Below are 24,338 nucleotides of genomic sequence, written 5' to 3'. Positions count from 1 at the left end.
TGTCCCGGAAAACTGCAATCGCGCGCGCTTATATGGACGCGCCCGGTCCTTGTCACCGCCCTGCGCGCTTTTTCGCGGCGCACGGGCGGGCTATCAGGCGGCATGTCCCTGCGCGAAACCGACCTCTATCCGCCCGTCAAGGCGTTCCTCCAGGCGCAGGGCTACGAGGTCAAGGGCGAGGTCGGCGCCGTCGACGTGGTCGCCTGCCGCGGCGCCGAGCCGCCCGTGCTGGTCGAGCTCAAATGCGCCTTTTCGCTGGCGCTGGTGCACCAGGGCGTGGCGCGGCAGGCGCTCAGCGATCACGTCTATCTTGCCGTGCCGCCGGGCAAGGGGCGCGCGCAAAAGGCCAATCTGGCACTATGCCGGCGGCTGGGGCTGGGGATGATGACCGTGCGTGCCGCCGACGGGCTGGTGACCGTGCTGTGCGACCCCGCGCCCTATGCGCCGCGACGCTTTCCCGCGCGCACGGGGCGGCTCCTGCGCGAATTCGCGCGGCTCGAGGGCGACCCGAACACCGGCGGCGGGCAGCGGCGGGGGCTGGTCACGGCTTATCGGCAGGACGCGATCCGGCTGGCGCGCGCGCTTTGCGCGGGGCCCGCGCGCGGGGCTGACCTGGCGCGCGCGACGGGGGTCGCGGCGGCGACGCGGATGCTGGCCGACAATCACTATGGCTGGTTCGAACGGGTGTCGCGCGGCGTCTACGGGCTGAGCCCGCGCGGCCGGGCGGAAATATCGCCGCGCGGCGATCACGCCCCCGTTGACACGCCGCCGGGCGGTCCCTAGATCGGCGTCATTGGCACTCTCTCAGTGTGAGTGCCAACACCAGACAGACATGAACCAAGGAGCGTTCAAGATGGCTTTCACCCCTCTGCACGACCGCGTGCTGGTTCGCCGCGTCGAGTCCGACGAGAAGACCAAGGGCGGCCTGATCATCCCCGACAGCGCCAAGGAAAAGCCCGCCGAGGGCGTTGTGGTCGCCTGCGGCGAAGGCAGCCGCAAGGATTCCGGCGAGCTGATCCCCATGGGCGTCAAGAACGGCGATCACATCCTGTTCGGCAAGTGGTCGGGCACCGAAGTGACCGTCGACGGCGAAGAGCTGATGATCATGAAGGAATCCGACATCCTCGGGATCATCTCGGGCGACGCGGCCTCCAAGGCCGCCTGATCCCCGGCACCCGCCGAATTTCCGCAAGCTTAACTTAACGACGAGGAGCACGCATTATGGCTGCCAAGGACGTCAAGTTCGAAACCAAGGCCCGCGACAGCATGCTGCGCGGTGTCAACACCCTGGCCAACGCGGTCAAGGTGACACTCGGCCCCAAGGGCCGCAACGTGGTCATCGAGAAATCGTTCGGCGCGCCCCGCATCACCAAGGACGGTGTGACGGTCGCGAAAGAGATCGAGCTCGAGGACAAGTTCGAGAACATGGGCGCGCAGATGGTGAAGGAAGTCGCTTCCCGCACCAATGACGAGGCCGGCGACGGCACCACCACCGCCACCGTTCTCGCCCAGGCGATCATCCAGGGCGGCCTGAAGTCGGTCGCCGCCGGCATGAACCCGATGGATCTCAAGCGCGGCATCGACCTCGCCACCTCCAAGGTCGTCGAGGCCATCAAGGCCGCGGCCCGCAAGGTCGAGAACTCCGACGAGGTCGCGCAGGTCGGCACCATCTCCGCCAACGGCGAGGCCGAGATCGGCCGCCAGATCGCCGACGCGATGCAGAAGGTCGGCAACGAGGGTGTCATCACCGTCGAAGAGAACAAGGGCCTCGAGACCGAGACCGAAGTGGTCGAGGGCATGCAGTTCGATCGCGGCTACCTGTCGCCCTATTTCGTCACCAACTCGGACAAGATGGTCGCCGAGCTGGAAGACTGCATGATCCTGCTGCATGAGAAGAAGCTCTCGTCGCTGCAGCCGATGGTTCCCCTGCTCGAGCAGGTGATCCAGAGCCAGAAGCCCCTGCTCATCATCGCCGAGGATGTCGAGGGCGAAGCCCTGGCCACGCTCGTCGTGAACAAGCTGCGCGGCGGCCTCAAGGTCGCGGCCGTCAAGGCGCCGGGCTTCGGCGATCGCCGCAAGGCCATGCTGCAGGACATCGCGATCCTGACCGGCGGCCAGGTGATCTCGGAAGATCTCGGGATGAAGCTCGAGAACGTGACGATGGACATGCTGGGCACCGCCAAGCGCATCTCGCTCACCAAGGACGAGACGACCATCGTCGACGGTCACGGCGACAAGGCCGAGATCGAGTCGCGCGTCACCCAGATCCGGCAGCAGATCGAGGAAACCACCTCGGATTACGACCGTGAAAAGCTGCAGGAGCGTGTCGCCAAGCTGGCCGGCGGCGTCGCCGTCATCCGCGTCGGCGGCATGACCGAAGTCGAGGTGAAGGAGCGCAAGGACCGCGTCGACGACGCGCTGAACGCCACCCGCGCCGCGGTGCAGGAAGGTGTCGTCGTCGGCGGCGGTGTCGCCCTGATCCAGGGTGCCAAGGCGCTCGACGGTCTCGAAGGCGCCAACAGCGACCAGGATGTCGGCATTTCGATCGTGCGCCGCGCGCTCGAGGCGCCGCTGCGCCAGATCGCCGAGAACTCGGGCGTCGACGGGTCGGTCGTCGCGGGCAAGATCCGCGAATCCACCGACAAGTCCTTCGGCTTCAACGCCCAGACCGAAGAATATGGCGACATGTTCAAGTTCGGCGTGATCGACCCCGCCAAGGTCGTGCGCACCGCGCTTCAGGATGCGGCCTCGGTGGCCGGCCTGCTCATCACGACCGAGGCGATGATCGCCGACAAGCCGCAGAAGGAAGGCGCCGGCGCGCCCGACATGGGCGGCATGGGCGGCATGGGCGGCATGATGTAATCAGCCGTCCGGTCATCCGACCGAACGATCGGGGCGCGTCCTTCGGGGCGCGCCCTTTTTCATGCGCGGGGCGCGCGCAGGGGCGGCGGGCGCGGCGCCCGGTCAGGCGGCGGGGCCGGTGCGGCGGTTGACATGCCCCATCTTGCGGCCCGGCCGCGCCTCGGCCTTGCCGTAGAGGTGGATCGCCGCCGCGGGGTCGCGCGCGATTTCGGGCAGGCGGGCGATATCGTCGCCGATCAGGTTCTCCATCACCATGTCGGAATGGCGCCGCCCGTCGCCCAGCGGCCAGCCGGCGACGGCGCGCACATGCTGCTCGAACTGGTCGATGGTGGCACCGTCCTGTGTCCAGTGGCCCGAATTGTGGACGCGCGGCGCGATCTCGTTCACGACGAGCCCCGTGTCGGTCACGAAAAGCTCGACCCCCAGCACGCCGACATAGTCCAGCGCCGTGAGGATGCGACCCGCGATCAGCACGGCATCGGTCGCCCGCGCATGGGGCAGGGCGGCGGGCAGGGTGGTGGTGCGCAGGATGCCGCCCTCGTGCAGGTTCTCGCCAGGATCGAAACAGGCCACCGCCCCGTCGAGCCCGCGCGCGCCGATCACCGAGATCTCGCGCGCAAAGCTCACATGCCCTTCGAGGATGGCGGGCGCCCCGGCCATCGCGGCCAGCGCGGCGCCGGCATCGTCGGGCGTCGCGATCCGTGCCTGCCCCTTGCCGTCATAGCCGAACCGCCGCGTCTTGAGGATGGCGGGCGCCCCGATCCGGTCGAGCGCCGCGCGCAGGCTCTCGGCATCGTCCACCGGCGCAAAGGGCGCCACGGCAAGACCAAGATCCCGCAGCCAGTTCTTTTCGGTCAGGCGGTCCTGGCTGATGCGCAGCGCCTCGCGACCGGGGCGGATCGGCACGCGCCGCTCGATCGCGTCGAGCGCGGCGGTGGGGATGTTCTCGAACTCGAAGGTGACGACGTCGCAGGCATCGGCGAAACGGGTCAGCGCCTCGGCATCGTCGAACGCCGCGCGGAAATGGTGGTTCGCGACATGGCTTGCCGGGCAATCGCCGGCGGGCTCGAACACGCAGGTCTTGAGCCCCAGCCGCGCCGCCGCCATGGCCAGCATCCGGCCAAGCTGCCCGCCGCCCAGGATGCCCAGCGTCGCGCCGGGCGGCAATGCGTCACTCATCGGCCTGCTCCTCGGGGGTTTCGGGGATCGAGGCGCTCAGCGCCGCGCGCCAAGCCTCGAGCCGCATGGCCAGCGCCGCATCGTGAACGGCAAGGATGGCGGCCGCCATCAGCCCCGCATTGACGGCCCCCGCCGCGCCGATGGCCATGGTCGCCACCGGATAGCCGCGCGGCATCTGGACGATGGAATACAGGCTGTCGACCCCCGACAGGGCGCGGGTCTGGATCGGCACGCCGATCACCGGCACCCGCGTCTTGGAGGCCATCATCCCCGGCAGATGCGCCGCCCCCCCGGCGCCCGCGACGATGACCTTGAGGCCGCGGCCCGCGGCATCGCGCCCATAGCTCCACAGCCGGTCGGGTGTACGGTGGGCCGAGACGATGCGCGTCTCGTGGGCCACGCCCAGCTCGTCGAGAATATCCGCCGCGTGGCGCATGGTGGGCCAGTCGGACTTGCTGCCCATGATGATTCCGACCTCGACCTCGCCCATATCCGCCCGTCCCTTTCCGTATTGCGCCGCGGCCGGACCGGCCGCACCCCTGCCTCGCGTGGATCAGGCGATGATGTCGGGGAAAAGCTCGTCCTCGATCCGGGCGATCTCGTCCTTCAGCGCGAGCTTTCGGCGCTTGAGCCGTTGCAGCGTCAGCATGTCGGCCCGCCCCTGTTCCTGCAGCGCGACCACCGATTCGTCGAGGTCGCGATGCTCGCGCTTGAGCACGCCGAGGCGGATGCGCAGCATCTGTTCGTGGTCGAGCCGGTGCGGATCGTTGGGCGGGTTCGCGTTCATGCGCGCAGATTGCCCCAGCCGCGCGCCGCGGTCCAGCGCCTCGCGCCGCGCCTGTCTCTCTTCTCTTTTCCAAATACCCGGCCCCGCCGCCGGGTGCCCGCGCCACGCTCGGGCCTTGCGCGCGGGGCTTGCGCGGAAAGGGCCAGCTCCCCATATTTCCCTTACGAGGACGGTTGCCGCGAACGGGACCGACCGCGTGATGCGTCGCTTTGTAAAAAGGACATACAGATGACAAAGATGGCTTTCGGATCCCATCCGTTCCTGCTCGGCTTCGAGCAGCTCGAGCGGCTGGTCGAACGAACCGCCAAATCCGATGCGGGCGGTTATCCACCCTTCAACATCGAACAGGTCGATCCGACCTCCTACCGGATCACGCTGGCCGTTGCCGGTTTCGCCGAAACGGACCTGTCGCTCACCGTCGAGGATCGGCAGCTCGTCCTGCGCGGCCGCCAGTCCGAGCCCGAGGACGACCGCCTGTTCCTGCACCGCGGCATTGCGGCGCGGCAGTTCCAGCGGACCTTCGTGCTGGCCGACGGCGTTGAGGTATCGGGAGCGCGGCTCGAAAACGGGCTTTTGCACGTGGATCTCCACCGCTCCGAGCCCGAGTCCGTCGTGCGGACCATCCAGATCGACCGGCCCTCCGGTCGCGACCAGTAAAGGGGTTTGACATGAACGAAGCCTATGATCTCTTCGCCGAGAACGGCGACAATATCGTCTATGTCCGCTCCGTCGACGTGGATGAACTGCCCGACGAGCTGCGCGAACAGGCCGGCGACCTGACCGAGCTCTATGCCGTCCACGCCGCCAATGGCGACCGCCTCGCGCTGGTGCGCGACCGCAAGCTCGCCTTCGTGGTGGCGCGGCAGAACGATCTCGCACCCGTCAGCGTCCACTGACGCCGGAACGATCGACGACACGACCGGACGGCGCGCCCCATGGCGCGCCGTTTCGCGTTCGGCGGGCCGGGCTTGCGCGGCGCCGCCGTCCCGCCTAGACGCCCGCCCATGTCGGCCGACCGCCTGAACCTGCGCGCCGTGCGCGCCTCGGTGCTTGTCGCCGCGATCCTCGTCGCGGCCAAGCTCTGGGCCTATGGCGTCACCGGCTCGCTCGCCGTGGCCGCGTCTCTGGCCGATAGCGGGCTCGACCTGATGGTGTCGCTGGGCGGGCTGGCGGCCGTGCGCTATGCCCAGAGACCGCCCGACGACGACCATGCCTTCGGCCATTCCTCGGCCGAGGATCTGGCCGCGCTGGGGCAATGCGTGTTCATCCTCGTCTCGGCCGCCGCCATCGCCATGGCGGCGCTGCTGCGGCTGGGCGACCCCGCCCCCCTTGCGCGCGAGAGTGCGGGGATCGCGGTCATGGCGCTGTCGGTCGCGCTGACCGCCGGGCTCGTCGCCTACCAGACGCGGGTGGCGCGGCAGACGGGCAACCGCGTTGTTCTGGCCGACCGGCTGCATTACCTCGGCGATCTCGTTCCCAATCTCGGCGCCATCGTGGCGCTGGGGGCGTCGCTGGCCTTCGGGCTCGGCGCGCTCGATTCGGTGATCGCGCTGGGGGCCGCGGCGATGCTGGCGGTGGGCGCGCTCAGGATCGGGGCGGGGGCGTGGGACGCGCTGATGGATCGCGCCGCGCCCGACGAGATGATCGCGGGCGTGGCCGAGATCGCCGCCGGCATCGAGGGGCTGCGCGGCTTTCACGACCTCAAGACGCGGACCGCGGGCAGCCGGGTCTTCGTGAACCTGCATGTCGAGATCGACGGGGATCTCACCCTGCGCGACGCCCACGAGATCGGCGCCGAGCTGCACCGCGCGATCCTGCGCCGCTATCCGCAGGCGCAGGTCATCATCCACAAGGACCCGGTCTGAGCGTTCGGCCCGCTCAGGTCTTGGCGCCGCGGCCAAAATCGGGCGCGTCGGTATCCTGCCCGGCCTCGACGATGCCGCGGCGGATGGCGCGGGTGCGGGTGAAATAGGACTCGAGCTGCGCGCCGTCGCCGGTGCGGATGGCGCGTTGCAGCGCGAAGAGCTCTTCGGTGAACCGCCCGAGGATTTCCAGCGTGGCATCCTTGTTGGCAAGGAACACGTCGCGCCACATCACCGGGTCCGAGGCCGCGATCCGCGTGAAATCGCGAAACCCCGCGGCCGAATAGCGGATGACCTCGCTATCGGTGACGCGGCCGAGATCGTCGGCCACCCCGACCATCGTATAGGCGATCAGGTGTGGCGTGTGGCTGGTCACGGCAAGGACGAGGTCGTGATGGTCGGCCTCCATCGTCTCGACCCGCGCGCCGATCCCCTGCCAGAACCGCGTCAGCCGGTCGAGCGCCCCGGCCTCGGCGCCCTCGTCGATGAGCAGGCAGAACCGGTTGCGAAACAGCGCGGCGAAGCCCGACTCGGGGCCCGATTGCTCGGTGCCGGCCAGCGGGTGGCCGGGGATGAAATGCACACCCTCGGGGATATGCGGGGCGACCGCGTCGATCACCGCGCGCTTGACCGAGCCTACATCCGTCACCGTCGCACCGGGGGCGAGATGCGGCCCGATCTCGGCAGCGACGGCGCCCATTGCGCCCACCGGCACGGCCAGCACCACGAGATCGGCGCCGTCGACGGCCTCGGCCGCGGTGGCGGTCACGCGGTCGCACAGCCCCCGCGCCAGTGCCACCTCGCGGGTGCGCGCCGAGCGCGCGGTGCCCACGATCTCGCGCGCGAGCCCGGCCTCGCGCAGCGCCAGCGCCATCGACCCCGCGATCAGCCCCAGACCGATGAAACAGACCCGGTCATAGATCACCCGTCGGACCCCTTGAACTGCCCGATCGAATGGGCGACCCGGCGGCAGGACGCCTCGTCGCCGATGGTGATCCGCAGGCAGTTGGGCAGCTTGTAGCCGCCGACCTTGCGCACGAGGATGCCGTCAGCGCGCAGATGCGCCTCGCAGGCATCGGCCTCGTCGGGGGTGGCAAAGCGGGCGAGAATGAAATTCGCCGTCGAGGTGTCCGACATCACGCCGAGCTCGGCCAGCGCCTTGGCAAGCCAGGTGCGCAGCCGCGCATTTTCGGTCCGGCTGCGTTCGACGAAATCGTGTTCGCGCACGGCGGCCTCGGCCGCGGCAAGCTGGGTATGGCCCAGGTTGAACGGCCCGCGCACGCGGTTCAGCACGTCGATCACCCGCTCGGGGCCGTAGGCCCAGCCGATGCGCAGCCCGCCCAGCGCGTAGATCTTGGAAAAGGTGCGCGTCATCACGACATTCTCGCGCCGCGTGACCAGCTTGGCCCCGGCGTCGTAGCCGTCGACATATTCGGCATAGGCCCCGTCGAGCACCAGCAGCACATGCTCGGGCAGCGATCCGGCCAGCCGCGCGATCTCGGTCGTGCCCAGCATGGTGCCGGTCGGGTTGGCGGGGTTGGCGACAAAGACGATCCGCGTGCGGAAATTGACGGCCTCGAGGATGGCGTCGACATCGACCTTGCGCTCGCGCTCGGGCACCTCGATCGGCGTGGCGCCGGCGGCCAGCGCGCAGATGCGATACATGAGGAACCCGTGCTCGGTATGGATCACCTCGGAGCCGGGGCCCGTATAGGCCTGGCAGAGCAGGGTGAATATCTCGTCACTGCCCGATCCGCAGATGATCCGCTCAGGGTCGAGCTTGTAGGTCTCGCCGATGGCGGTGCGCAGCGACAGGTGGTCCGACGAGGGGTAGCGGTTGAGCAGGTGAAAGGTCCGGCGCAGCGCCTCGCGCACCGCCTCGGGCGGGCCGGCGGGGTTTTCGTTGGACGACAGCTTGACGATGTTCTGGACGCCCTCGACATGGCTCGCGCCGCCGACATAGGGGGCGATCTCGAGAATGCCGGGCTTGGGATCTATGGCGTGGCTCATGGCGGTCTCCGGGGGTTGCGCCCTCCTTAGCGGGCTGCGGCGGCGCGCGAAAGACGCGTCGTGCCGCGGCGGCCGCCCGCCGGGCCGCGCGGCGACACCCCGGCCAAGCGAAAGGGCCGGACCTTTCGGCCCGGCCCCCCGTGATCGCGGATCGGAACGCCCTTAGTTCTGGGCGTAGAATTCGATGACGAGGTTCGGCTCCATCTGCACCGGGTAGGGCACATCCGACAGGCCCGGCGTCCGCACGAAGGTCGCCGTCATCTTGGAGTGGTCGACGTCGAGATAATCCGGCACGTCACGCTCGGGCAGGCCGGCGGCCTCGAGCACCAGCGCAAGCTGCTTGGATTTCTGACGGACCTCGATCACGTCGCCTTCCTTGACCTGGTAGGAGGGGATGTTCACGCGGCGGCCGTTCACCATGACGTGGCCGTGGTTCACGAACTGGCGGGCGGCAAAGACGGTCGGCACGAATTTGGCGCGGTAGACGACCGCGTCGAGGCGCCGCTCCAGCAGGCCGATCAGCAGCTCGCCCGTGTCGCCGCGGCGACGCTCGGCCTCGCCATAGATGCGGCGGAACTGCTTTTCGGTCAGGTCGCCGTAATAGCCCTTGAGCTTTTGCTTGGCGCGAAGCTGGACGCCGAAATCCGACAGCTTGCCCTTGCGGCGCTGGCCGTGCTGGCCGGGGCCGTATTCGCGGCGGTTCACGGGGCTTTTCGGACGGCCCCAGATGTTCTCGCCCATGCGGCGGTCGAGCTTGTACTTGGCAGACGTGCGTTTGGTCACGGCTGATCTCCTTCTGCGATGTAGAAGGGCGTTGTCCTCTGCCTTTCGGCCGACAGGCATCCCCTTGCGGGGGCCACCAACACCAATGAGGGGCGGCTTATACAGCCGTGCCCGCCCGTGTCAACGCGCGGCGCGAAAGGCGCGCCGCCCCGGCCCCGCCCCGGTGGGGCCGGCGCGCAGGATCGCGGCCTCGAACGGGTCCAGCACGCGCCGCGCGGGCGGGCCATAATTCGCCGCATCCCCGCCCAGCGCCCGCGCCAGCGACGCCGCCTGGTCGCGCGGAACGGCCTGCGCGGGCAGGCGGGCGGGGTCGAAGCTTTCGGACGCGACGCCATTGGCCCAGACGATGCCGTGAGGCGGCAGCAGGATGTGGTGATAGACGACCGAATGCAGCGGCCCGGCCCCGGTCACGGCATCGTCGTCGCGCAGATCGGCGGCAGCCACCAGCACCTCGGGCGTGCCGAAAAGCGCCCGCGCCTCGGCGCCGCGCATGAGCATCGCGTGATCGGGCGAGACCAGCAGATCGGCCTCGGGCAGACCGTCGCCAAGACCGCTCGCGCGCAGGCGCAAGGGCCGCAGCGCGGGCATGGCCAGCAGCCGCGCGCCCGTCACGGCACGGTGCCCCGCCCAGAGCACCTCGGCGGGGCCGTCGTCATGGGTCAGCACCCGGTCGCCGGGGCGCAGCACCTCGATCGCCACGGGGCCGCGCGGCGTGGCGATGCGGGTGCCGCGCGCGAAACAGATGACGCGGTCCTCGGCCCCGTGCAAGGCCGCGCGCCGCCGTTGCGGCGGATCGACCACCCAGAGCGGCGCCCCCCGCGGCGGAAGCCCCTCGGCAAAGACGACGAGCGGCCCGCGCCGCCCCTCGATCAGCGCGGCGGGGAAGACGCGGCGCCCGTCGGTCACGCGAAAGACGCCCTCGGGATCGTCGCCCGCCTCGTCCGGCATCCGGGGGCGCGCGGCGCGGGACGGCGCATCGACGCGCCGCAGCAGGGCGCGCACCGCCGCGCCCGCCCGCGCCCGCGCATCGGCCGCGCCCAGCGGATCGCCCAGCGGCAGCACCGCGCCGGGGCCGTCGAGGCGCAGCGCCTCGCCCGTCCAGGACCATTCGGCCCCCCGGCGCAGCGCGTCGCGCGGCGCATCGCGCAGCCCGTCCAGCCGCGTCTGCGACCAGGCCATGACAAAGATGCCCGCCGCGCCGGTCTTCATGTGGCTACCGCTCGTGCCGTTGCTCTTTTCGTTGGCCCGAGACTAGCACGGCGCAGCCCCTCCGCGATCCCCCGCGCGCCGACGCGTGCCGCGCTGAGTCCGCCGGGACACGGTTGCGGCTGGCCCGCCGCGTCCGGGCCGTGCTAAAAGGTCGCCCGAACGCCGCTGCGCGGCACCCCTGAGAGAACGAGGTTTCCCATGCAGCGTCGTGGATTCGTCACCCTGACCGCCGCCGGGCTTTTGACCGCCTGCGTCGAGACGCTGCCCACGGGCGGCACCTTCGGCGTCCGGCCGGGTATCGGAACGAACTGGATTCGGGATATCCAGGTCGCGGGTTCGCCCGGCGGGGCCGGGTTCGAGCGCACGCTGAGGTTCGCGATGCTCGACGCATTCGCCAGCCAGCTCAACATGGGTGGGACCGGCGTGGTCCGCGTCACCGTCACGACGCTGGACACGACGACGGGCCGCATCGCGGGCGAGGTCGCCTATTCCGAAAACGGCCAGCCCATGGGCGGCTTTCGGGTCGAGGCCCTCGCCGCGCCCGACCGCGAGTCGATGGCGCGCGCCTTTGCGGCCGAGGCGCATCGCATCGCCACCGGGGCCTGACCCCGGCGGCGCGCGCGCTCAGTTCTGGTCGGCGATCCAGCCGTCGACCTCGCGCCGGGCCTCTTCCTTGGTCTTGCCGTATTTGCGCTGGACGAGCCCTTCGAGCTTTTCGCGTTCGCCTGCGGCCTGGTCGACCTCGTCATCGGTGAGGCGGCCCCATCGTTCGCGGGCCGTGCCCTTGAAGTGTTTCCAGTTGCCCTTGATCTGATCCCAGTTCATCGCGCGCCCCCCTGACTGTATCGGCCCATGACAACGCTGCCCCGCGGCATGTTGTTCCGCGCTGCGGCATGGGCCTAGCCGCGAAACGGCACGACGAGGTCGGGCGGGCGGTGCCCGTCGGCGAATGTCTTGATGTTGAGCAGCACCTTCTCGCCCATCTCGCGCCGCCCCTCGCGCGTGGCCGAGCCCATATGCGGCAAGAGCACGACATTGGGCAGGCTGCGCAGCCGCGGGTTGAGCGGCGTGCCATGCTCGAACACGTCGAGCCCCGCCCCCGCGATGGCCCCCGCCTCGAGCGCGCGCACAAGTGCGTTCTCGTCGATCACCTCGCCGCGCGAGGTGTTCACGATCACGGCCCCGGGCTTCATCAGCGCGATGCGCCGGGCGTTCATCAGGTGAAAGGTCGCGGGCGTGTGCGGGCAGTTCACGCTGATCACGTCGACCCGCGAAATCATGTGGTCGAGACTGTCGTGCCAGACCGCGCCGAGCGGACCGGTCACCTGCTCGGGGGCGGGCGTGCGGTTGTGGTAATGCACCGCCATCCCGAAGGCGCGGGCCCGCCGCGCGACCGCCGTGCCGATCCGCCCCATCCCCAGGATGCCAAGCCGCCGCCCCGCGATGCGCCCGCCCAGGAACGCGGTCGGCGACCAGCCATGCCAGGCCCCGGCCTGCATCGCGGCAAGGCCCTCGGGGATGCGCCGCGTCACCGCGAGGATCAGCGCAAGCGTCATGTCGGCGGTGTCGTCGACAGTCGTGCCCGGCGTATGCGTCACGAGGATGCCGCGCTGCCGCGCGGTGGCCACGTCGAGATTGTCGACCCCCGCGCCGAACTGCGCGATCAGCTTGAGCCGCGGCCCCGCCCGCGCCAGGATCCCCGCGTCGATCCGGTCGGTGATCGTGGTCACGAGCACGTCGGCACGCTCGACCGCGGCGATCAGCTCGGCCCGCGTCATGGCCGAGTCGCAGGCGCGCAATTCAGCGTCGAACAGATCGGTCAAGCGCGCTTCGACTCCGGCGGGCAACTGGCGTGAAATTACAACAGTCAGGCGGCGGGGCGGCATCGACGATCCTCTGGCGGCTTTTCAGATACGGGGCCTTGCGGCAAACTGTCCGCTACGAGAACCCGGCACAAGAGCCACGAGGGCGCGCGTCGAACCGGGTCGAGGGCAGAGGCCGCGATGACGGCGAAAACAGGCAGGACACGCATGAGCATCCTTTCCCGCGGGGCGGTATGCCTCGCCGCGATCATCCTTTTCTGGACCAATCTCGCATGGGCGCAGGACGTGCGCGGCCCGGTGACGAACCTGCCGCTGCCGCGCTACGTGTCGCTCAAGGCGGCCGAGGGCAACGTGCGGCGCGGCCCGTCGCTGAGCCATCGCATCGACTGGATCTATCGCGCCCGCGACCTGCCGCTCAAGATCACGGCCGAGTACGGGCATTGGCGCCGCGTGCAGGATCGCGACGGGCAGGGCGGCTGGGTGCATTACGCGCTGCTGTCGGGGGTGCGCACCGTGATGGTCGATGCCGACGAGTTGGCCCTGCGCGCACGCCCCGACATGGGCGCAAGCGCGGTCGCCATGGCCCGGCGCGGGGCGCTGGCGCGGGTCGAGGAATGCACCCGCGACTGGTGCGAGATCCGCCACGAGGGCGCGGGCGGCTGGGCGCCCAAGACGGCGCTGTGGGGCGTGGGCCGCGACGAGGTCGTGAACTGACGCCACGGCGCCCGGTTTCCGGCGGGGGTGCGGATCGCGGCGTCGGATGGGTATTTGGAAAAGAGAAGAGAAAGCGCGCGCGGCGTTCACCGAATGGCAAGGAAGTGCTGCTAGACCGGGGCTGCGCGCAAGTGGAAGATCAGCGAGACCGCGGAAGGCCCGTCCGGCCTGACGACCCGGACATGGCTGCCACGGATCTCACCGGTGGGATCGACGGCCGGGGGTGACGCCCCGTCCCTGAGGGACTCGCGCCAAACTGGCGGCGCCGCCTCTCTTTCCCATATCATCGAACCGGCCGGAACCCGGCGCCGAGGATGCGGCGACCGGGCGATAAGGCGTGGCGCGGGCGGCTCAGCCCTGCGGATAGCCCAGCGTTTTGACCCGTGCCGCGATCTCGTCGAGAATGGCGGGGTCGTCTATCGTTGCGGGCACCGCGACCGCCTCGCCATCGGCCACCGAGGCCATCGTGCGGCGCAGGATCTTGCCCGAGCGCGTCTTGGGCAGCCGGTCCACCACCACCGCCAGCCGGAAGGCCGCGACCGGGCCGATATGATCGCGCACCAGCTCGACCAGCTCGGCGCGGATCTCGTCCTCGGGGCGGTCGATACCCTTGGACAGGCAGACGAAGCCCATCGGCACCTGCCCCTTGAGTGCGTCGCGCACGCCGATCACCGCGCATTCGGCGACGTCGGGATGGGTGGCCAGCACTTCCTCCATCAGCCCGGTCGACAGGCGATGCCCCGCCACGTTGATGACGTCGTCGGTCCGCGCCATGATCCAGAGATAGCCGTCCTCGTCCATCATCCCCGCGTCGCCCGTCTCGTAAAAGCCGGGAAAGGCCGAGAGATAGCCCTCGCGATAGCGGTCCTCGGCGTTCCAGAGCGTCGGAAAGGTGCCGGGCGGCAGCGGCAGCCTGATCGCGATGGCGCCCAGCTCGCCCTGAGGCTGTTCGGTGCCGTCGGGCGCGAGGATGCGCACATCGTAGCCGGGCATGGGCAGGGTGGGCGATCCGATCTTGACGGGCAGCTTCTCGATGCCGGTGGGGTTGCCCGCGATGGTCCAGCCGGTCTCGGTCTGCCACCAATGATCGTAGACCGGCACGCCCAGCACCTTGCGCGCCCATTGGATCGTGTCGGGATCGGCACGCTCGCCCGCGAGATAGAGCGCCCGCAGCCCCGAAATGTCGTATTTGGCCAGCTTGGCCGCCTCGGGATCCTCGCGGCGGATCGCGCGAAAGGCCGTGGGCGCGGTGAAAAAGCTGCGCACCCCGTGTTCCTCGATCACGCGCCAATAGGTGCCGGCATCGGGGGTGCCCACGGGCTTGCCCTCGAACACGATCGAGGTGTTGCGGTGGATGAGCGGCGCATAGGCGATATAGGAGTGGCCCACGACCCAGCCGACATCGGAGGCGGCCCAGAAGACCTCGCCCGGGTCGGTGTCGTAGATCGCCTTCATCGTCCAGTTGAGCGCCACGAGATGCCCGCCGGTCGGGCGCACCACGCCCTTGGGCTTGCCGGTCGTGCCCGAGGTATAGAGGATATAGGCGGGGTGGTTGCCCTCGACCCAGACGCAATCGGCGGGGGTGGCGCCGTCCAGCGCCGCGTGCCAGTCGATATCGCGCCCCTCGGTCATCTCGGCGCGCAAGGCGTCGCGTTGCAGCACGATGCAGAAATCGGGCTTGTGCGCGGCCTGCGCGATGGCGCGGTCCAGAAGCGGCTTGTAGGCCACGACGCGCGACGGCTCGATCCCGCACGACCCCGCGATCACCGCCTTGGGTTCGGCGTCGTCGATCCGCTTGGCCAGTTCGTCCGCGGCGAACCCGCCGAAGACGACCGAGTGGATCGCGCCGATCCGGGTGCAGGCCAGCATGGCCACCACCGCCTCGGGGACCATGGGCATGTAGATCACCACCCGGTCGCCCTTGCCCACGCCGCGTGCCGCCAATGCCCCGGCCAGCGCCGCGCATTGGGTCTGCAACTCGGCATAGGTGATCGTTCTCTTGGTGCCGGTCACGGGGCTGTCATGGATCAGCGCGGCCTGCGCGCCGTGGCCCGCGGCGACATGGCGGTCGACGGCGTTGTAGCAGGTGTTCGTCAGCCCGTCGGGGAACCATTCGTAAAGGGGCGCGCGGCTGGCATCCAGCGCGGTCCGGGGAAAGCGGTGCCAGTGGATGCGGCGGGCCTGTTCCATCCACCAGCCTTCGGGATCGGCCTGCCATGCGGCATAGACATCGGCGTAAGACATCGGTTTCCCCTCCCTGTCTGACATGGTGTTATGCCCCCGGTCGCGATGCGGCAAGCCGGGCCGGCGGGCCCGACCGCAGGTTAACGCAATCGAAAGGGTCGCCGCCCATGAAGACGTGGCGCATGTTCTGTCTGGCGCTCGCGCTTTGCGCCGCGCAACCGGCCGCGGCCCAGTCCGCCTGGACTTTGGTCGAGCGGGACCGCGATGCCGCGCTCACCGGCGCGCAGGTCTGTTCGGGCCGCGACCCGGTCAACCCGTTCTGCTTTGCCATCGGCTGCGACGCCGAGCGGCCGCGCCATGTCCTGCTGACGACGGCGCGGCCCCTGCCCGGCGAGGGGGTGCGGACAGTGCGCGTGCGCGTGGGCGGCGAGGCGGTCGCGAGCCTGCGCATGACGCCCGGCCCCGACGGGCTGAGCTATCGCGCGGGCTGGGACATGCGGACCGGCCCCGCGCTGGTCGAGGCGCTGGGCACCGGGCGCCGCGCCGTGCTGGCCGTGGGGCAGGGCGACGCGCGGCAGGCCCTGCGTATGCCGCTGGCCGGGTCGGCGCCGATCCTGAGCGCGGCGCTCGACCTCTGCCCGCGGCCGGGCACGCAGCCCGTGGCCGATCCCGCGGCCGAGGTCTTTGCCTGGATCCGCGCGCAATGCGCGGCCGCCGGGGGGCAGGCGGCGCGGGGGGCGGATTTCGTCGCGGCGATCGACCTCGACGGACGGCACGGCATGGATATCGCGCTGGATTACGGGGCCATCGACTGCGCCCCTTTGGCCGACGAGCTGTGCCGCGACGGGATGTGCCGCCGCTCGCTCTACGAGGCGATGCCGGACGGGCGGTTCCGCCACGTCTTTACCGGGTTCGCGGGGGCGGTCGCCGCGCAGACCCGGCGGCTTTTGCGGATCGAGGCGCCCGCCGCCGAATGCGGCGGCGAGGCCCCGTGCGAGCGGCTGTTCCTGCTCGAGGACGGGGTGCTCACGCCGCTGCGCCCCGGTCCCCCCGATCAGCCGTAATGCGCGACCGGCGTGCCCGCGATGGCCGACATGTTGAGCAGCCCGCGCGCCGAGATCGAGGGCGTCACGATATGGGCGCGGTTGCCCATGCCCATCAGGATCGGCCCGATCTCGAGCGCGTTCGCCTTCATCTTCAGCAGGTTGCGCGCGGTCGAGGCCGCGTCGATCCCTGAAAAGATCAGGCAGTTGGCCGCCCCGTCGAGACGCGAGCCGGGAAAGATCCGCTCGCGGATCTCGCGGTCGAGCGCGGCATCGGTATGCATCTCGCCCTCGTAGGCGAAATCGCGCGGCTCGGAATCGAGGATCTCGAGCGCGCCGCGCACCCGCACGCCGCTGTCGCAATTCGAGTTGCCGAATTGCGAATGCGAACACAGCGCCACCTGCGGCACGATCCCGAAGCGGCGGATATGGCGCGCCGCGGCAATGGCCGTGGCCGCGATCTGCGCGGGGGTGGGCACGTTGTTGACCTGCGTATCGGCGATGAAGAGCGGCCCGTCGCCCAGCATCATCAGCGACAGCGTACCGACGGGGTGCTGGCGGGGCGTCTGGAGGATCTGCGAGACGTAGTTCAGGTGCCACTGGAACTGCCCGAACGTGCCGCAGATCAGGCTGTCGGCCTCGCCGCGATGGACCATCACCGCGCCGATGGCGGTGGTGTTGGTGCGCATGATCGCCTTGGCGATATCGGGCGTGACGCCGCGGCGCTGCATGATCTCGTGATAGGTGCCCCAGTATTCGCGATAGCGCGCGTCGTTCTCGGGGTTCACGATCTCGAAATCGCGCGCGACCTCGATGGACAGGCCCGCACGCTCGGCCCGCTGGGCGACGACATCGGGACGGCCGATGAGGATCGGGCGGTCGGTCGTTTCCTCGAGCATGGCGTGGGCCGCGCGGATCACCCGTTCGTCCTCGCCCTCGGCGAAGGCGATGCGGCGCTCGGTGGTGCCCGCGGCCTCGAAGACGGGGCGCATGATCAGCGCCGAGCGGAAGACCGAGCCGTCGAGCTTGCGCTTGTAGGCCGCGATATCCTCGATCGGGCGTTCGGCCACGCCGGTCTCGCAGGCGGCGCGGGCGACGGCGCTGGCCACGATGCCCATCAGCCGCGGGTCGAAGGGCTTGGGGATCAGGTAATCCGGCCCGAAACTCAGTTTTTCGCCCTGGTAGGCGGCCGCCGCCTCGGCCGAGGAGGATTGCCGCGCCAGCGCCGCGATCCCCTCGACGCAGGCGATCTTCATCTCGTCGTTGATCGTCGTCGCCCCCACGTCGAGCGCGCCGCGAAAGATGAAGGGAAAACACAGGACGTTGTTGACCTGGTTGGGAAAATCCGAGCGTCCCGTGGCGATGATCGCATCGGGCGCGGCCTCGCGCGCCAGTTCGGGCGCGATCTCGGGGTTGGGGTTGGCCAGCGCGAATATGATCGGCCGCGGGGCCATGCGCTTGACCATTTCGGGGGTCAGAAGGTCGGGGCCGGACAGGCCCAGGAACAGGTCCGCGCCCTCGATCACGTCGCCGAGCCCCGCGGGCCCCTCGGGCTGGGCATAGGCGGCCTTTTGCTCGTTCAGGTCCGTGCGCCCGTCATGCACCAGCCCGTCGATATCGACGAGCCAGACGTTGCGCCGCTGCACCCCCAGCTTGAGCAGCATGTCGAGGCAGGCGATGCCCGCCGCGCCGCCGCCGGTCGAGACGATCCTGATATCCTCGAACGCCTTGCCCGCCAGCCGCAGCGCGTTCACCGCGGCCGCGCCCACCACGATGGCCGTGCCGTGCTGGTCGTCGTGGAACACCGGGATGTTCATGCGCTCGCGGCAGATCCGCTCGACGATGAAGCAGTCGGGCGCCTTGATATCCTCGAGGTTGATCGCCCCGAAGGTCGGCTCCAGCGCGCAGACGATCTCGGCCAGTTTCTCGGGGTCGGACTGGTTCAGCTCGATGTCGAAACAGTCGATATTGGCGAAGGTCTTGAACAGGACCGCCTTGCCTTCCATCACGGGCTTGGAGGCGAGCGCGCCGATATCGCCGAGCCCCAGAACCGCCGTCCCGTTGGTGACGACGCCGACGAGGTTGCCGCGCGTGGTCACGTCGCGCGCCGTTTTCGGGTCGCGCACGATCTCGAGGCAGGCCTCGGCCACGCCGGGCGAATAGGCGCGTGCAAGGTCGCGCCCGTTGGCCAGCGGCTTGGTGGCGCGCACCTCGAGCTTTCCGGGTCTGGGATGGCGGTGATAGTCCAGCGCGGCGGCGCGCAGGTTCGCGTTCGAGTCCCGTTCCAAATAAAACCCCTCCCGGTTCATGTCCGGGGGAGGTTTACAGCGCCGAAACCGGCTTGGCGAGGTCAGCCGCGTCCGGTTTTGCCTTGAAGTGTATCAATCCGTTTCGAGGCATCGGCCTTGGACAGGGAGGGGTCGAACTCTTCTCCCGCCTCCTCGCAAAGCGTCTTGAGATACGAAGCCTGCGCCCCGGTCATCCGTTCGTCGCCCGTCACCCAGTCGTCCACGGGCTTGTCGGCATTGCCGGGCGCCTCGGTCTTGGGGGCGTTCAGGGCGTCGTTGTCGGTCTTGTCGGCGGGCATTGGGGTTCTCCGTCTGTTCCGCGCGTCAACGCCGTACGCCCCGCCCGGTTCCGCGCCGCGCTTCAGTCGTCCGCGCGATCCTCGAGTGCCTCGATCCGCGCCTCGGCCTGCCCGCGGGTCAGGTTCGCGTCGAAGGGCTCGTCGGTCTTTTCGGTCAGTTCGCGCAGTTTTGCGGCCTGAACCTCGGTCATGGGCTCGTCGGCCTTGGGGTCGCCCCCCTCGACCACGGCGCCCGCAACCGGAAAGGTGGCGGCGCCCATCGGGTCCTTCTTGGTGCTGTCGGTCATGGCTCTCTCCCTCTGTCTGCGCCCAACGGCCCGGCGGGGGTGCGGTTCCCCTTGCCACTGCGCGGCGGCCATAGCAGTTTCGCGCCCATGGATGACCTTATCGATGCCGCCGCGCGGGTGCGCGAAAACGCCCATGCCCCCTATTCCGGCTTTCGGGTGGGTGCGGCCATCCGCACCGCCGGGGGGCAGGTGTTCACGGGCTGCAATGTCGAGAACGTGGCCTATCCCGAAGGCAGCTGCGCCGAGGCGGGCGCCATCGCGGCCATGGTCGCGGCGGGGGCGCGCGACATTGCCGCCGTCGCCGTCATCGCCGACAGCCCCGAGCCGGTGCCGCCCTGCGGGGGGTGCCGCCAGAAACTCGCCGAGTTCGCGGGCGCCGACGTGCCGGTGACGCTGGCCACGACCCGCGGCGCCCGCCGCGAGACAAGCGTAGGCGCGCTGCTGCCCGGCGCCTTCGGCGCGGGCCACATGGACCGGGAATGAGTACCACGGCCGACCTGCTGGCCGCCCTGCGCCGCGGCGAGACCCCGGCGCCCGAGGCGCTGGCAGGGTTCGCCGCCGGGCTGGCCGACGGGACGGTGAGCGACGCGCAGGCCGGTGCATTCGCCATGGGGGTCTGCCGCGGTCCGGGGCTGGGCGAGGCCGGGCGCGTGGCACTGACCCGCGCCATGGCCGGCGGCGGCGCGCGGCTCGACTGGTCCGATCTCGGGCGCCCCGTGGTCGACAAGCACTCGACCGGGGGGGTGGGCGATTGCGTGTCGCTGGTGCTGGCCCCCGCGCTGGCCGCCTGCGGGGCGGCGGTGCCGATGATCTCGGGGCGGGGGCTGGGCCATACGGGCGGCACGCTCGACAAGCTCGAGGCGATCCCGGGCCTCGCGGTGGACCTGTCCGCCGATGCGTTCCGCGCGACGATGCGTGCCTGCGGCGTGGCCATCGTCGCGGCCGGCGACGGGATCGCGCCGGCCGACCGGCGGCTCTATGCAATCCGCGACGTGACCGGCACGGTCGACCAACTCGACCTCATCACCGCGTCGATCCTGTCGAAAAAGCTCGCCGCCGGGCTGGGGGCGCTGGTGCTCGACGTCAAGGTGGGGCGCGGGGCCTTCATGGGCGATCTCGCAGCCGCCCGCGCCCTGGCCCGCGCGCTGGTGGATACCGCGCAGGCGGCGGGCTGCGCCACGGTCGCCTGGCTCACCGCGATGGACGAACCGCTTGCGCCGGCCTGCGGCAACGCGCTCGAGGTCATCGCCGCGATGGAGGTGCTGACCGGCGTCGCAGCCTGCCCCCGCCTGCGCGCGGTCACCGTCGCGCTCGGCGGCGAGGCGCTGGTGCTGGCGGGGCTGGCCGGGGATGCCGACGAGGGGCGCGCGCGGATCGACGACGCGCTTGCCTCGGGCGCGGCGGCCGAGCGGTTCGGGCGCATGGTCGCGGCGCAGGGCGGGCCGTCCGATTTCCCCGACCGCTGGGCCGACCGCCTGCCCGCGGCCCCCGTGGTGCATACCGTGACGGCCGGTGACGCGGGCTGCGTCGCGTCCATCGACGGCGCCGCGCTGGGCCGCGCGGTGATCGGGCTGGGCGGCGGCCGCCGGCGCGAGCGCGACCGCATCGACCCCTCGGTCGGGCTGAGCCAGATCGCCCGCATCGGCACGCGAGTCGAGCAGGGCGACACGCTGGCGCGCATCCATGCCGCCACGCCTGAGGCCGCCCGTGACGCCGAAGCGGCGGTGCGCGCGGCCATCGTCATGGGCGAGGGCGCGGCGCCCCGCGGCGACCTGCTGCTGGAGCGGGTGGCATGACCGGGCGCGCCTTTCTCGTCGTGCTCGATTCGGTCGGCATCGGCGGCGCGCCCGACGCCGCCGATTTCGGCGATGCTGGTGCCAATACCGTGGGCCATATCGCCAAGGCGCTGGCCGGGACCGACCGGCCGCTCGACCTGCCCCATCTGGATGCGCTGGGGCTGGGCCGCGCGGTTGAACTCGCGTCGGGCAGGGTGCCGCCGGGCATGGGCGCCGCGCCGCGCGGGCGCTGGGGGGCGGCGACCGAGGCCTCGCCCGGCAAGGACACGCCCACCGGGCATTGGGAACTGGCGGGGCTGCCGCTGCCCTGGGCCTGGACCTATTTCCCGAATGCCGAGCCGTGCTTTCCCGACGATCTCGTGGCCGAGGTCGCGCGGCTTGCCGGCACCGAGGGCATTCTCGGCAACCGCCTCGCCTCGGGGACGAACATCATCGACGAAGAGGGCGCGGCCCATATGCGGACCGGCTGGCCGATCTGCTATACCTCGACCGACAGCGTGTTCCAGATTGCCGCACATGAGGACCGGTTCGGGCTCGACCGGTTGCTGGACCTCTGCCGCGCCATCGCGCCGCGCCTGCACGCGATGCGGGTCGGGCGCGTCATCGCGCGTCCCTTTGCCGGCACCGAGGAGTCGGGGTTCACCCGCACCGCGAACCGCGCCGATTTCGCGCTCGAGCCGCCCGCGCCCACGCTTTGCGATCATGCGCAGGGGGCGGGGCGGCGGGTTCACGCCATCGGCAAGATCGGGGATATCTTTTCGATGCGCGGGATCGACACCACCGTGAAAGGCCCCGATTCCCGCCTGTTCGAGGCGCTGGTCGACCGGCTCGACACCGCCGAGCCGGGCAGCCTGACATTCGCCAATTTCGTCGAGTTCGACAGCGTTTTCGGCCATCGCCGCGATGTCGAGGGCTATGCCCGCCATCTCGAATGGTTCGACGCCGGGCTACCGCGCCTGCTGGCCGGGCTACGGCCGGGCGACATGCTGACGATCACCGCCGACCATGGCAACGACCCGACCTGGCGCGGCAGCGACCACACCCGCGAACGGGTGCCGGTGCTGGTGGCGGGGCAGGGGGCCGGGCCGCTCGGCCATGTCGCCTTTGTCGATGTCGCGGCCAGCATCGCCGCCCATCTCGAGCTGCCCGCGCACGGGCCCGGAAGGAGTTTCCTGTGAAAGACCAGCCCAAGATCGAGCTTCACCTCCATCTCGAGGGCGCGGCGCCGCCGGCCTTCATGAAGGGGCTCGCCGCGCGCAAGGGGCGCGATATCTCGCATCTTTTCGACGCGGCGGGTCGCTACAATTACAGCGGTTTCGTCGATTTCCTGCGGGTCTATGAACAGGCCTGCGAGCTGCTGGAAACGCCCGAGGATTTCGGCGCGCTGATGTTCGAGGTGCTGACCCGCAGCGCCGAGCATGGCGTCATCTATACCGAGCTGTTCCTGTCGCCCGATTTTTGCGGCGGCCGCGACCTGTCGGCCTGGCGCGACTATCTCGCCGCGATGGAGGACGCCGCCGCCCGCGCCGAGGCCGCGCATGGCATCAAGGCCCGCGGCATCGTCACCTGCATCCGCCATTTCGGCCCCGAGGCCGCGCGCGAAACGGCGCGCTGCGCGGCCGAGACGGCGGGCGGGTTCATCACCGGCTTTGGCATGGGGGGCGACGAATCGGCGGGGCGGACCCGCGATTTCGCCTGGGCCTTCGACCATGCGCGCGAGGCGGGGCTGGGGCTGACCACCCATGCGGGCGAATGGGGCGGGCCGGGCAACGTGGCGGCCGCGCTCGACTGGTTGCGGGTCAGCCGGATCGGCCACGGCGTGCGCGCCATCGAGGATCCGGCGCTGATCGAGCGGCTCGTGGACGAGGGCATCGTGCTCGAGGTCTGCCCCGGATCCAACATCGCGCTGGGCCTGTTCCGCACGCTCGACGAACACCCGATCGGGCGGCTGCACGCGGCAGGCGTCAAGCTCTGCGTCTCGACCGACGATCCGCCGTTCTTCGGCACCACCATGACGCGCGAGCACCAGTCGCTGGCCCGCGCGCTGGACTGGGACGACGCGGTTTTCGCCGGCATCGCCGAGGTTGCGGCCCGCGCGGCCTTCTGCGACGAGGACACCCGTCGCGAATTGCTGGAAAGGATCGCCCGATGACCCAACACCTCCAGGTCGTGGAGCATCCGCTTGTCCGGCACAAGCTGTCGATCATGCGCGAGGCGGGCACCTCGACCGCGGTGTTCCGGCAGCTTCTGCGCGAGATCAGCCAGCTACTGGCCTATGAGGTGACGCGCGACCTGCCGATGACGACCCGGCGGATCGAAACGCCGATCTGCCCGATGGACGCCCCGGTGCTGGCGGGCCGCAAGCTCGCGCTGATTTCGATCCTGCGCGCGGGCAACGGGCTGCTCGACGGGATGCTCGACCTGATCCCCTCGGCGCGGGTCGGTTTTGTCGGGCTCTACCGCGACGAGGCGACGCTGACCCCGGTGGAGTATTATTTCAAGGTTCCGGGCGATCTGGACGGGCGCGTGGTGATCGCGGTCGACCCGATGCTGGCCACGGGCAACTCGTCGGTCGCCGCCATCGACCGGCTGAAAGAGGCCGGCGCGACCGATATCCGGTTCCTGTGCCTGCTGGCCGCCCCCGAAGGCGTGGCCCGCATGAAGGACGCGCATCCCGACGTACGGATCGTCACCGCCGCCCTGGACGAACGGCTCGATGAAAAGGGCTATATCGTGCCGGGCCTCGGCGATGCGGGCGACCGGATGTTCGGCACCAAGTAAGCCTTTGCCCCGGCGGCCCGGATGGGCCATTTTGGGGCGATACAACGGTCCTGGGGGGGACGCCAATGTTAAGAACGCTCGTCATCGCGGCGGCAGCGGCGCTTGTCGCCGGCCCCGGCCTCGCGCAACGCCTCAGCGAGGCGCCGCAGCCGGCCGAGTTCCCGCCCGAAAGCTATACCTCGCGCCAATATGTCGACAGCCGCGGCTGCGCCTATGTGCGCGCGGGGCAGGGGCCGACGGTGATCTGGGTGCCGCGCGTGACCGACGACAAGAAACTGGCCTGCGGCTTGCGGCCCACCCTGCGCCGCACCGCCGCCGATACGGCGCCCGTCATCCCCGACCCCAGGCCCGCCGCGGCCCCCGCACCGGCCCCCGCGGTCGCGGCCCCGCAGGCCGTGCGGGTGGCACGGCCGCCCCGGCAGCCCGCGACC

Annotated in this window: 27 protein-coding genes and 1 pseudogene; 15 read left to right on the top strand and 13 right to left on the bottom strand. The window is 70.4% G+C overall.

Annotated features, from left to right (window positions below; all coding sequences use genetic code 11):
* Positions 1-102: 102 nt before the first annotated feature.
* From E2L08_RS15340 to groL, 3 genes are all read left to right on the top strand, one after another.
* Positions 103-783: a DUF2161 domain-containing phosphodiesterase gene (locus tag E2L08_RS15340; protein WP_133397978.1), complete on the top strand. Its 681-nt coding sequence runs from the start codon at positions 103-105 to the stop codon at positions 781-783.
* 70 nt (positions 784-853) lie between these two features.
* A complete protein-coding gene (locus E2L08_RS15335; protein WP_133397977.1) occupies positions 854-1,165 on the top strand; it encodes a co-chaperone GroES in 312 nt (103 codons plus the stop codon).
* 56 nt (positions 1,166-1,221) lie between these two features.
* A complete protein-coding gene (gene groL, locus E2L08_RS15330) occupies positions 1,222-2,862 on the top strand; it encodes a chaperonin GroEL (RefSeq protein WP_133397976.1) in 1,641 nt (546 codons plus the stop codon).
* Positions 2,863-2,964: 102 nt separating this feature from the next.
* Here the strand turns inward: groL and E2L08_RS15325 are convergent, their stop codons facing one another.
* The 3 genes from E2L08_RS15325 to E2L08_RS15315 all read right to left on the bottom strand — a co-directional run bounded on the left by E2L08_RS15325 (position 2,965) and on the right by E2L08_RS15315 (position 4,828).
* Positions 2,965-4,041 carry a 5-(carboxyamino)imidazole ribonucleotide synthase gene (locus tag E2L08_RS15325; protein WP_133397975.1) on the bottom strand — a complete coding sequence of 359 codons (1,077 nt, stop codon included), beginning with the start codon at positions 4,039-4,041 and terminating at the stop codon, positions 2,965-2,967.
* A complete protein-coding gene (gene purE, locus E2L08_RS15320) occupies positions 4,034-4,531 on the bottom strand; it encodes a 5-(carboxyamino)imidazole ribonucleotide mutase (RefSeq protein WP_133397974.1) in 498 nt (165 codons plus the stop codon). The genes E2L08_RS15325 and purE overlap by 8 nt, the downstream gene beginning before the upstream one ends.
* A gap of 63 nt (positions 4,532-4,594) precedes the next feature.
* Positions 4,595-4,828: a YdcH family protein gene (locus E2L08_RS15315; protein ID WP_133397973.1), complete on the bottom strand. Its 234-nt coding sequence runs from the start codon at positions 4,826-4,828 to the stop codon at positions 4,595-4,597.
* A 228-nt stretch (positions 4,829-5,056) separates the two neighbouring features.
* Between E2L08_RS15315 and E2L08_RS15310 the strand changes: the two genes are divergently transcribed.
* The 3 genes from E2L08_RS15310 (at position 5,057) to E2L08_RS15300 (ending at position 6,693) form a co-directional block, all read left to right on the top strand.
* Positions 5,057-5,485, top strand: coding sequence for an Hsp20 family protein (locus tag E2L08_RS15310; protein ID WP_133397972.1), 429 nt, complete (start codon positions 5,057-5,059; stop codon positions 5,483-5,485).
* An 11-nt stretch (positions 5,486-5,496) separates the two neighbouring features.
* On the top strand, positions 5,497-5,724 hold the full coding sequence (locus tag E2L08_RS15305) for a DUF1150 family protein (RefSeq protein ID WP_133397971.1): 228 nt from the start codon (positions 5,497-5,499) through the stop codon (positions 5,722-5,724).
* A 108-nt stretch (positions 5,725-5,832) separates the two neighbouring features.
* Positions 5,833-6,693: a cation diffusion facilitator family transporter gene (locus E2L08_RS15300; RefSeq protein ID WP_133397970.1), complete on the top strand. Its 861-nt coding sequence runs from the start codon at positions 5,833-5,835 to the stop codon at positions 6,691-6,693.
* 13 nt (positions 6,694-6,706) lie between these two features.
* Here E2L08_RS15300 and E2L08_RS15295 read toward each other — a convergent pair whose 3' ends face one another.
* From E2L08_RS15295 to E2L08_RS15280, 4 genes are all read right to left on the bottom strand, one after another.
* Positions 6,707-7,615, bottom strand: coding sequence for a prephenate/arogenate dehydrogenase family protein (locus E2L08_RS15295; protein WP_133397969.1), 909 nt, complete (start codon positions 7,613-7,615; stop codon positions 6,707-6,709).
* Positions 7,612-8,700, bottom strand: coding sequence for a histidinol-phosphate transaminase (gene hisC, locus E2L08_RS15290; protein WP_133397968.1), 1,089 nt, complete (start codon positions 8,698-8,700; stop codon positions 7,612-7,614). Before hisC ends, E2L08_RS15295 begins: the two co-directional genes overlap by 4 nt.
* Positions 8,701-8,862: 162 nt before the next feature.
* Positions 8,863-9,483, bottom strand: coding sequence for a 30S ribosomal protein S4 (gene rpsD / locus E2L08_RS15285; RefSeq protein WP_133397967.1), 621 nt, complete (start codon positions 9,481-9,483; stop codon positions 8,863-8,865).
* Between the two features lie 120 nt (positions 9,484-9,603).
* Positions 9,604-10,692, bottom strand: a complete 1,089-nt coding sequence (locus E2L08_RS15280; protein ID WP_133397966.1) for a Hint domain-containing protein — start codon at positions 10,690-10,692, stop codon at positions 9,604-9,606.
* Between the two features lie 198 nt (positions 10,693-10,890).
* On the opposite strand from E2L08_RS15280, the gene E2L08_RS15275 reads away from it, so the two are divergent.
* Positions 10,891-11,298, top strand: coding sequence for a hypothetical protein (locus tag E2L08_RS15275; protein ID WP_133397965.1), 408 nt, complete (start codon positions 10,891-10,893; stop codon positions 11,296-11,298).
* 18 nt (positions 11,299-11,316) lie between these two features.
* Here the strand turns inward: E2L08_RS15275 and E2L08_RS15270 are convergent, their stop codons facing one another.
* Positions 11,317-11,517 carry a CsbD family protein gene (locus E2L08_RS15270; protein ID WP_133397964.1) on the bottom strand — a complete coding sequence of 67 codons (201 nt, stop codon included), beginning with the start codon at positions 11,515-11,517 and terminating at the stop codon, positions 11,317-11,319.
* A 74-nt stretch (positions 11,518-11,591) separates the two neighbouring features.
* Entirely contained in the window at positions 11,592-12,578 is a 987-nt protein-coding gene (locus tag E2L08_RS15265; protein WP_133397963.1) for a 2-hydroxyacid dehydrogenase, read from the bottom strand.
* Positions 12,579-12,722: 144 nt separating this feature from the next.
* Between E2L08_RS15265 and E2L08_RS15260 the strand changes: the two genes are divergently transcribed.
* Positions 12,723-13,229 carry an SH3 domain-containing protein gene (locus tag E2L08_RS15260; RefSeq protein ID WP_133397962.1) on the top strand — a complete coding sequence of 169 codons (507 nt, stop codon included), beginning with the start codon at positions 12,723-12,725 and terminating at the stop codon, positions 13,227-13,229.
* Between the two features lie 351 nt (positions 13,230-13,580).
* On the opposite strand, the gene E2L08_RS15255 is transcribed toward E2L08_RS15260, so the two are convergent.
* Positions 13,581-15,473 carry an AMP-binding protein gene (locus E2L08_RS15255; RefSeq protein ID WP_133397961.1) on the bottom strand — a complete coding sequence of 631 codons (1,893 nt, stop codon included), beginning with the start codon at positions 15,471-15,473 and terminating at the stop codon, positions 13,581-13,583.
* Positions 15,474-15,580: 107 nt separating this feature from the next.
* Here E2L08_RS15255 and E2L08_RS15250 point away from each other — a divergent pair, with 107 nt between their 5' ends.
* Positions 15,581-16,477, top strand: a complete 897-nt coding sequence (locus E2L08_RS15250; RefSeq protein WP_133397960.1) for a hypothetical protein — start codon at positions 15,581-15,583, stop codon at positions 16,475-16,477.
* Here E2L08_RS15250 and E2L08_RS15245 read toward each other — a convergent pair.
* From E2L08_RS15245 to E2L08_RS17055, 3 genes are all read right to left on the bottom strand, one after another.
* A complete protein-coding gene (locus E2L08_RS15245) occupies positions 16,468-18,744 on the bottom strand; it encodes an NADP-dependent malic enzyme (RefSeq protein WP_370450694.1) in 2,277 nt (758 codons plus the stop codon). The two genes, E2L08_RS15250 and E2L08_RS15245, sit on opposite strands and share 10 nt — an antisense overlap.
* Positions 18,745-18,806: 62 nt before the next feature.
* Positions 18,807-19,043 (bottom strand): DUF3072 domain-containing protein, encoded by a 237-nt coding sequence (locus E2L08_RS15240; RefSeq protein ID WP_133397958.1) that lies wholly within the window; start codon positions 19,041-19,043, stop codon positions 18,807-18,809.
* Between the two features lie 62 nt (positions 19,044-19,105).
* The gene (locus E2L08_RS17055) at positions 19,106-19,330 is read right to left on the bottom strand and encodes a DUF3072 domain-containing protein (protein ID WP_168771175.1); all 225 of its coding nucleotides are present in this window, start codon (positions 19,328-19,330) and stop codon (positions 19,106-19,108) included.
* A gap of 87 nt (positions 19,331-19,417) precedes the next feature.
* Between E2L08_RS17055 and E2L08_RS15230 the strand changes: the two genes are divergently transcribed.
* From E2L08_RS15230 to E2L08_RS15205, 6 genes and pseudogenes are all read left to right on the top strand, one after another.
* Positions 19,418-19,813, top strand: coding sequence for a cytidine deaminase (locus E2L08_RS15230; protein ID WP_133397956.1), 396 nt, complete (start codon positions 19,418-19,420; stop codon positions 19,811-19,813).
* The gene (locus tag E2L08_RS15225) at positions 19,810-21,126 is read left to right on the top strand and encodes a thymidine phosphorylase (protein WP_133397955.1); all 1,317 of its coding nucleotides are present in this window, start codon (positions 19,810-19,812) and stop codon (positions 21,124-21,126) included. The genes E2L08_RS15230 and E2L08_RS15225 overlap by 4 nt, the downstream gene beginning before the upstream one ends.
* The gene (locus tag E2L08_RS15220) at positions 21,123-22,304 is read left to right on the top strand and encodes a phosphopentomutase (protein WP_133397954.1); all 1,182 of its coding nucleotides are present in this window, start codon (positions 21,123-21,125) and stop codon (positions 22,302-22,304) included. Before E2L08_RS15225 ends, E2L08_RS15220 begins: the two co-directional genes overlap by 4 nt.
* The gene (locus E2L08_RS15215) at positions 22,301-23,278 is read left to right on the top strand and encodes an adenosine deaminase (RefSeq protein WP_133397953.1); all 978 of its coding nucleotides are present in this window, start codon (positions 22,301-22,303) and stop codon (positions 23,276-23,278) included. Before E2L08_RS15220 ends, E2L08_RS15215 begins: the two co-directional genes overlap by 4 nt.
* Complete coding sequence (gene upp / locus E2L08_RS15210) at positions 23,275-23,907, top strand: uracil phosphoribosyltransferase (protein ID WP_133397952.1); 633 nt, start codon at positions 23,275-23,277, stop codon at positions 23,905-23,907. Before E2L08_RS15215 ends, upp begins: the two co-directional genes overlap by 4 nt.
* A 65-nt stretch (positions 23,908-23,972) precedes the next feature.
* Positions 23,973-24,338: pseudogene (locus tag E2L08_RS15205) on the top strand (SPOR domain-containing protein); the annotation flags it as partial.

The organism is Palleronia sediminis (assembly GCF_004358695.1).
Classification (GTDB): Bacteria; Pseudomonadota; Alphaproteobacteria; order Rhodobacterales; family Rhodobacteraceae; genus Palleronia; species Palleronia sediminis.
This window is presented reverse-complemented; position numbering and strand designations above follow the sequence as displayed.

Excerpts from the sequence above, each read along its gene's own strand:
- E2L08_RS15340 (WP_133397978.1), top strand. The coding sequence starts at position 103 with ATGTCCCTGCGCGAAACCGACCTCTATCCGCCCGTCAAGGCGTTCCTC.
- E2L08_RS15335 (WP_133397977.1), top strand. The coding sequence starts at position 854 with ATGGCTTTCACCCCTCTGCACGACCGCGTGCTGGTTCGCCGCGTCGAG.
- groL (WP_133397976.1), top strand. The coding sequence starts at position 1,222 with ATGGCTGCCAAGGACGTCAAGTTCGAAACCAAGGCCCGCGACAGCATG.
- E2L08_RS15325 (WP_133397975.1), bottom strand. The coding sequence starts at position 4,041 with ATGAGTGACGCATTGCCGCCCGGCGCGACGCTGGGCATCCTGGGCGGC.
- purE (WP_133397974.1), bottom strand. The coding sequence starts at position 4,531 with ATGGGCGAGGTCGAGGTCGGAATCATCATGGGCAGCAAGTCCGACTGG.
- E2L08_RS15315 (WP_133397973.1), bottom strand. The coding sequence starts at position 4,828 with ATGAACGCGAACCCGCCCAACGATCCGCACCGGCTCGACCACGAACAG.
- E2L08_RS15310 (WP_133397972.1), top strand. The coding sequence starts at position 5,057 with ATGACAAAGATGGCTTTCGGATCCCATCCGTTCCTGCTCGGCTTCGAG.
- E2L08_RS15305 (WP_133397971.1), top strand. The coding sequence starts at position 5,497 with ATGAACGAAGCCTATGATCTCTTCGCCGAGAACGGCGACAATATCGTC.
- E2L08_RS15300 (WP_133397970.1), top strand. The coding sequence starts at position 5,833 with ATGTCGGCCGACCGCCTGAACCTGCGCGCCGTGCGCGCCTCGGTGCTT.
- hisC (WP_133397968.1), bottom strand. The coding sequence starts at position 8,700 with ATGAGCCACGCCATAGATCCCAAGCCCGGCATTCTCGAGATCGCCCCC.
- E2L08_RS15280 (WP_133397966.1), bottom strand. The coding sequence starts at position 10,692 with ATGAAGACCGGCGCGGCGGGCATCTTTGTCATGGCCTGGTCGCAGACG.
- E2L08_RS15275 (WP_133397965.1), top strand. The coding sequence starts at position 10,891 with ATGCAGCGTCGTGGATTCGTCACCCTGACCGCCGCCGGGCTTTTGACC.
- E2L08_RS15270 (WP_133397964.1), bottom strand. The coding sequence starts at position 11,517 with ATGAACTGGGATCAGATCAAGGGCAACTGGAAACACTTCAAGGGCACG.
- E2L08_RS15265 (WP_133397963.1), bottom strand. The coding sequence starts at position 12,578 with ATGCCGCCCCGCCGCCTGACTGTTGTAATTTCACGCCAGTTGCCCGCC.
- E2L08_RS15260 (WP_133397962.1), top strand. The coding sequence starts at position 12,723 with ATGAGCATCCTTTCCCGCGGGGCGGTATGCCTCGCCGCGATCATCCTT.
- E2L08_RS15255 (WP_133397961.1), bottom strand. The coding sequence starts at position 15,473 with ATGTCTTACGCCGATGTCTATGCCGCATGGCAGGCCGATCCCGAAGGC.
- E2L08_RS15250 (WP_133397960.1), top strand. The coding sequence starts at position 15,581 with ATGAAGACGTGGCGCATGTTCTGTCTGGCGCTCGCGCTTTGCGCCGCG.
- E2L08_RS15240 (WP_133397958.1), bottom strand. The coding sequence starts at position 19,043 with ATGCCCGCCGACAAGACCGACAACGACGCCCTGAACGCCCCCAAGACC.
- E2L08_RS17055 (WP_168771175.1), bottom strand. The coding sequence starts at position 19,330 with ATGACCGACAGCACCAAGAAGGACCCGATGGGCGCCGCCACCTTTCCG.
- E2L08_RS15230 (WP_133397956.1), top strand. The coding sequence starts at position 19,418 with ATGGATGACCTTATCGATGCCGCCGCGCGGGTGCGCGAAAACGCCCAT.
- E2L08_RS15225 (WP_133397955.1), top strand. The coding sequence starts at position 19,810 with ATGAGTACCACGGCCGACCTGCTGGCCGCCCTGCGCCGCGGCGAGACC.
- E2L08_RS15220 (WP_133397954.1), top strand. The coding sequence starts at position 21,123 with ATGACCGGGCGCGCCTTTCTCGTCGTGCTCGATTCGGTCGGCATCGGC.
- upp (WP_133397952.1), top strand. The coding sequence starts at position 23,275 with ATGACCCAACACCTCCAGGTCGTGGAGCATCCGCTTGTCCGGCACAAG.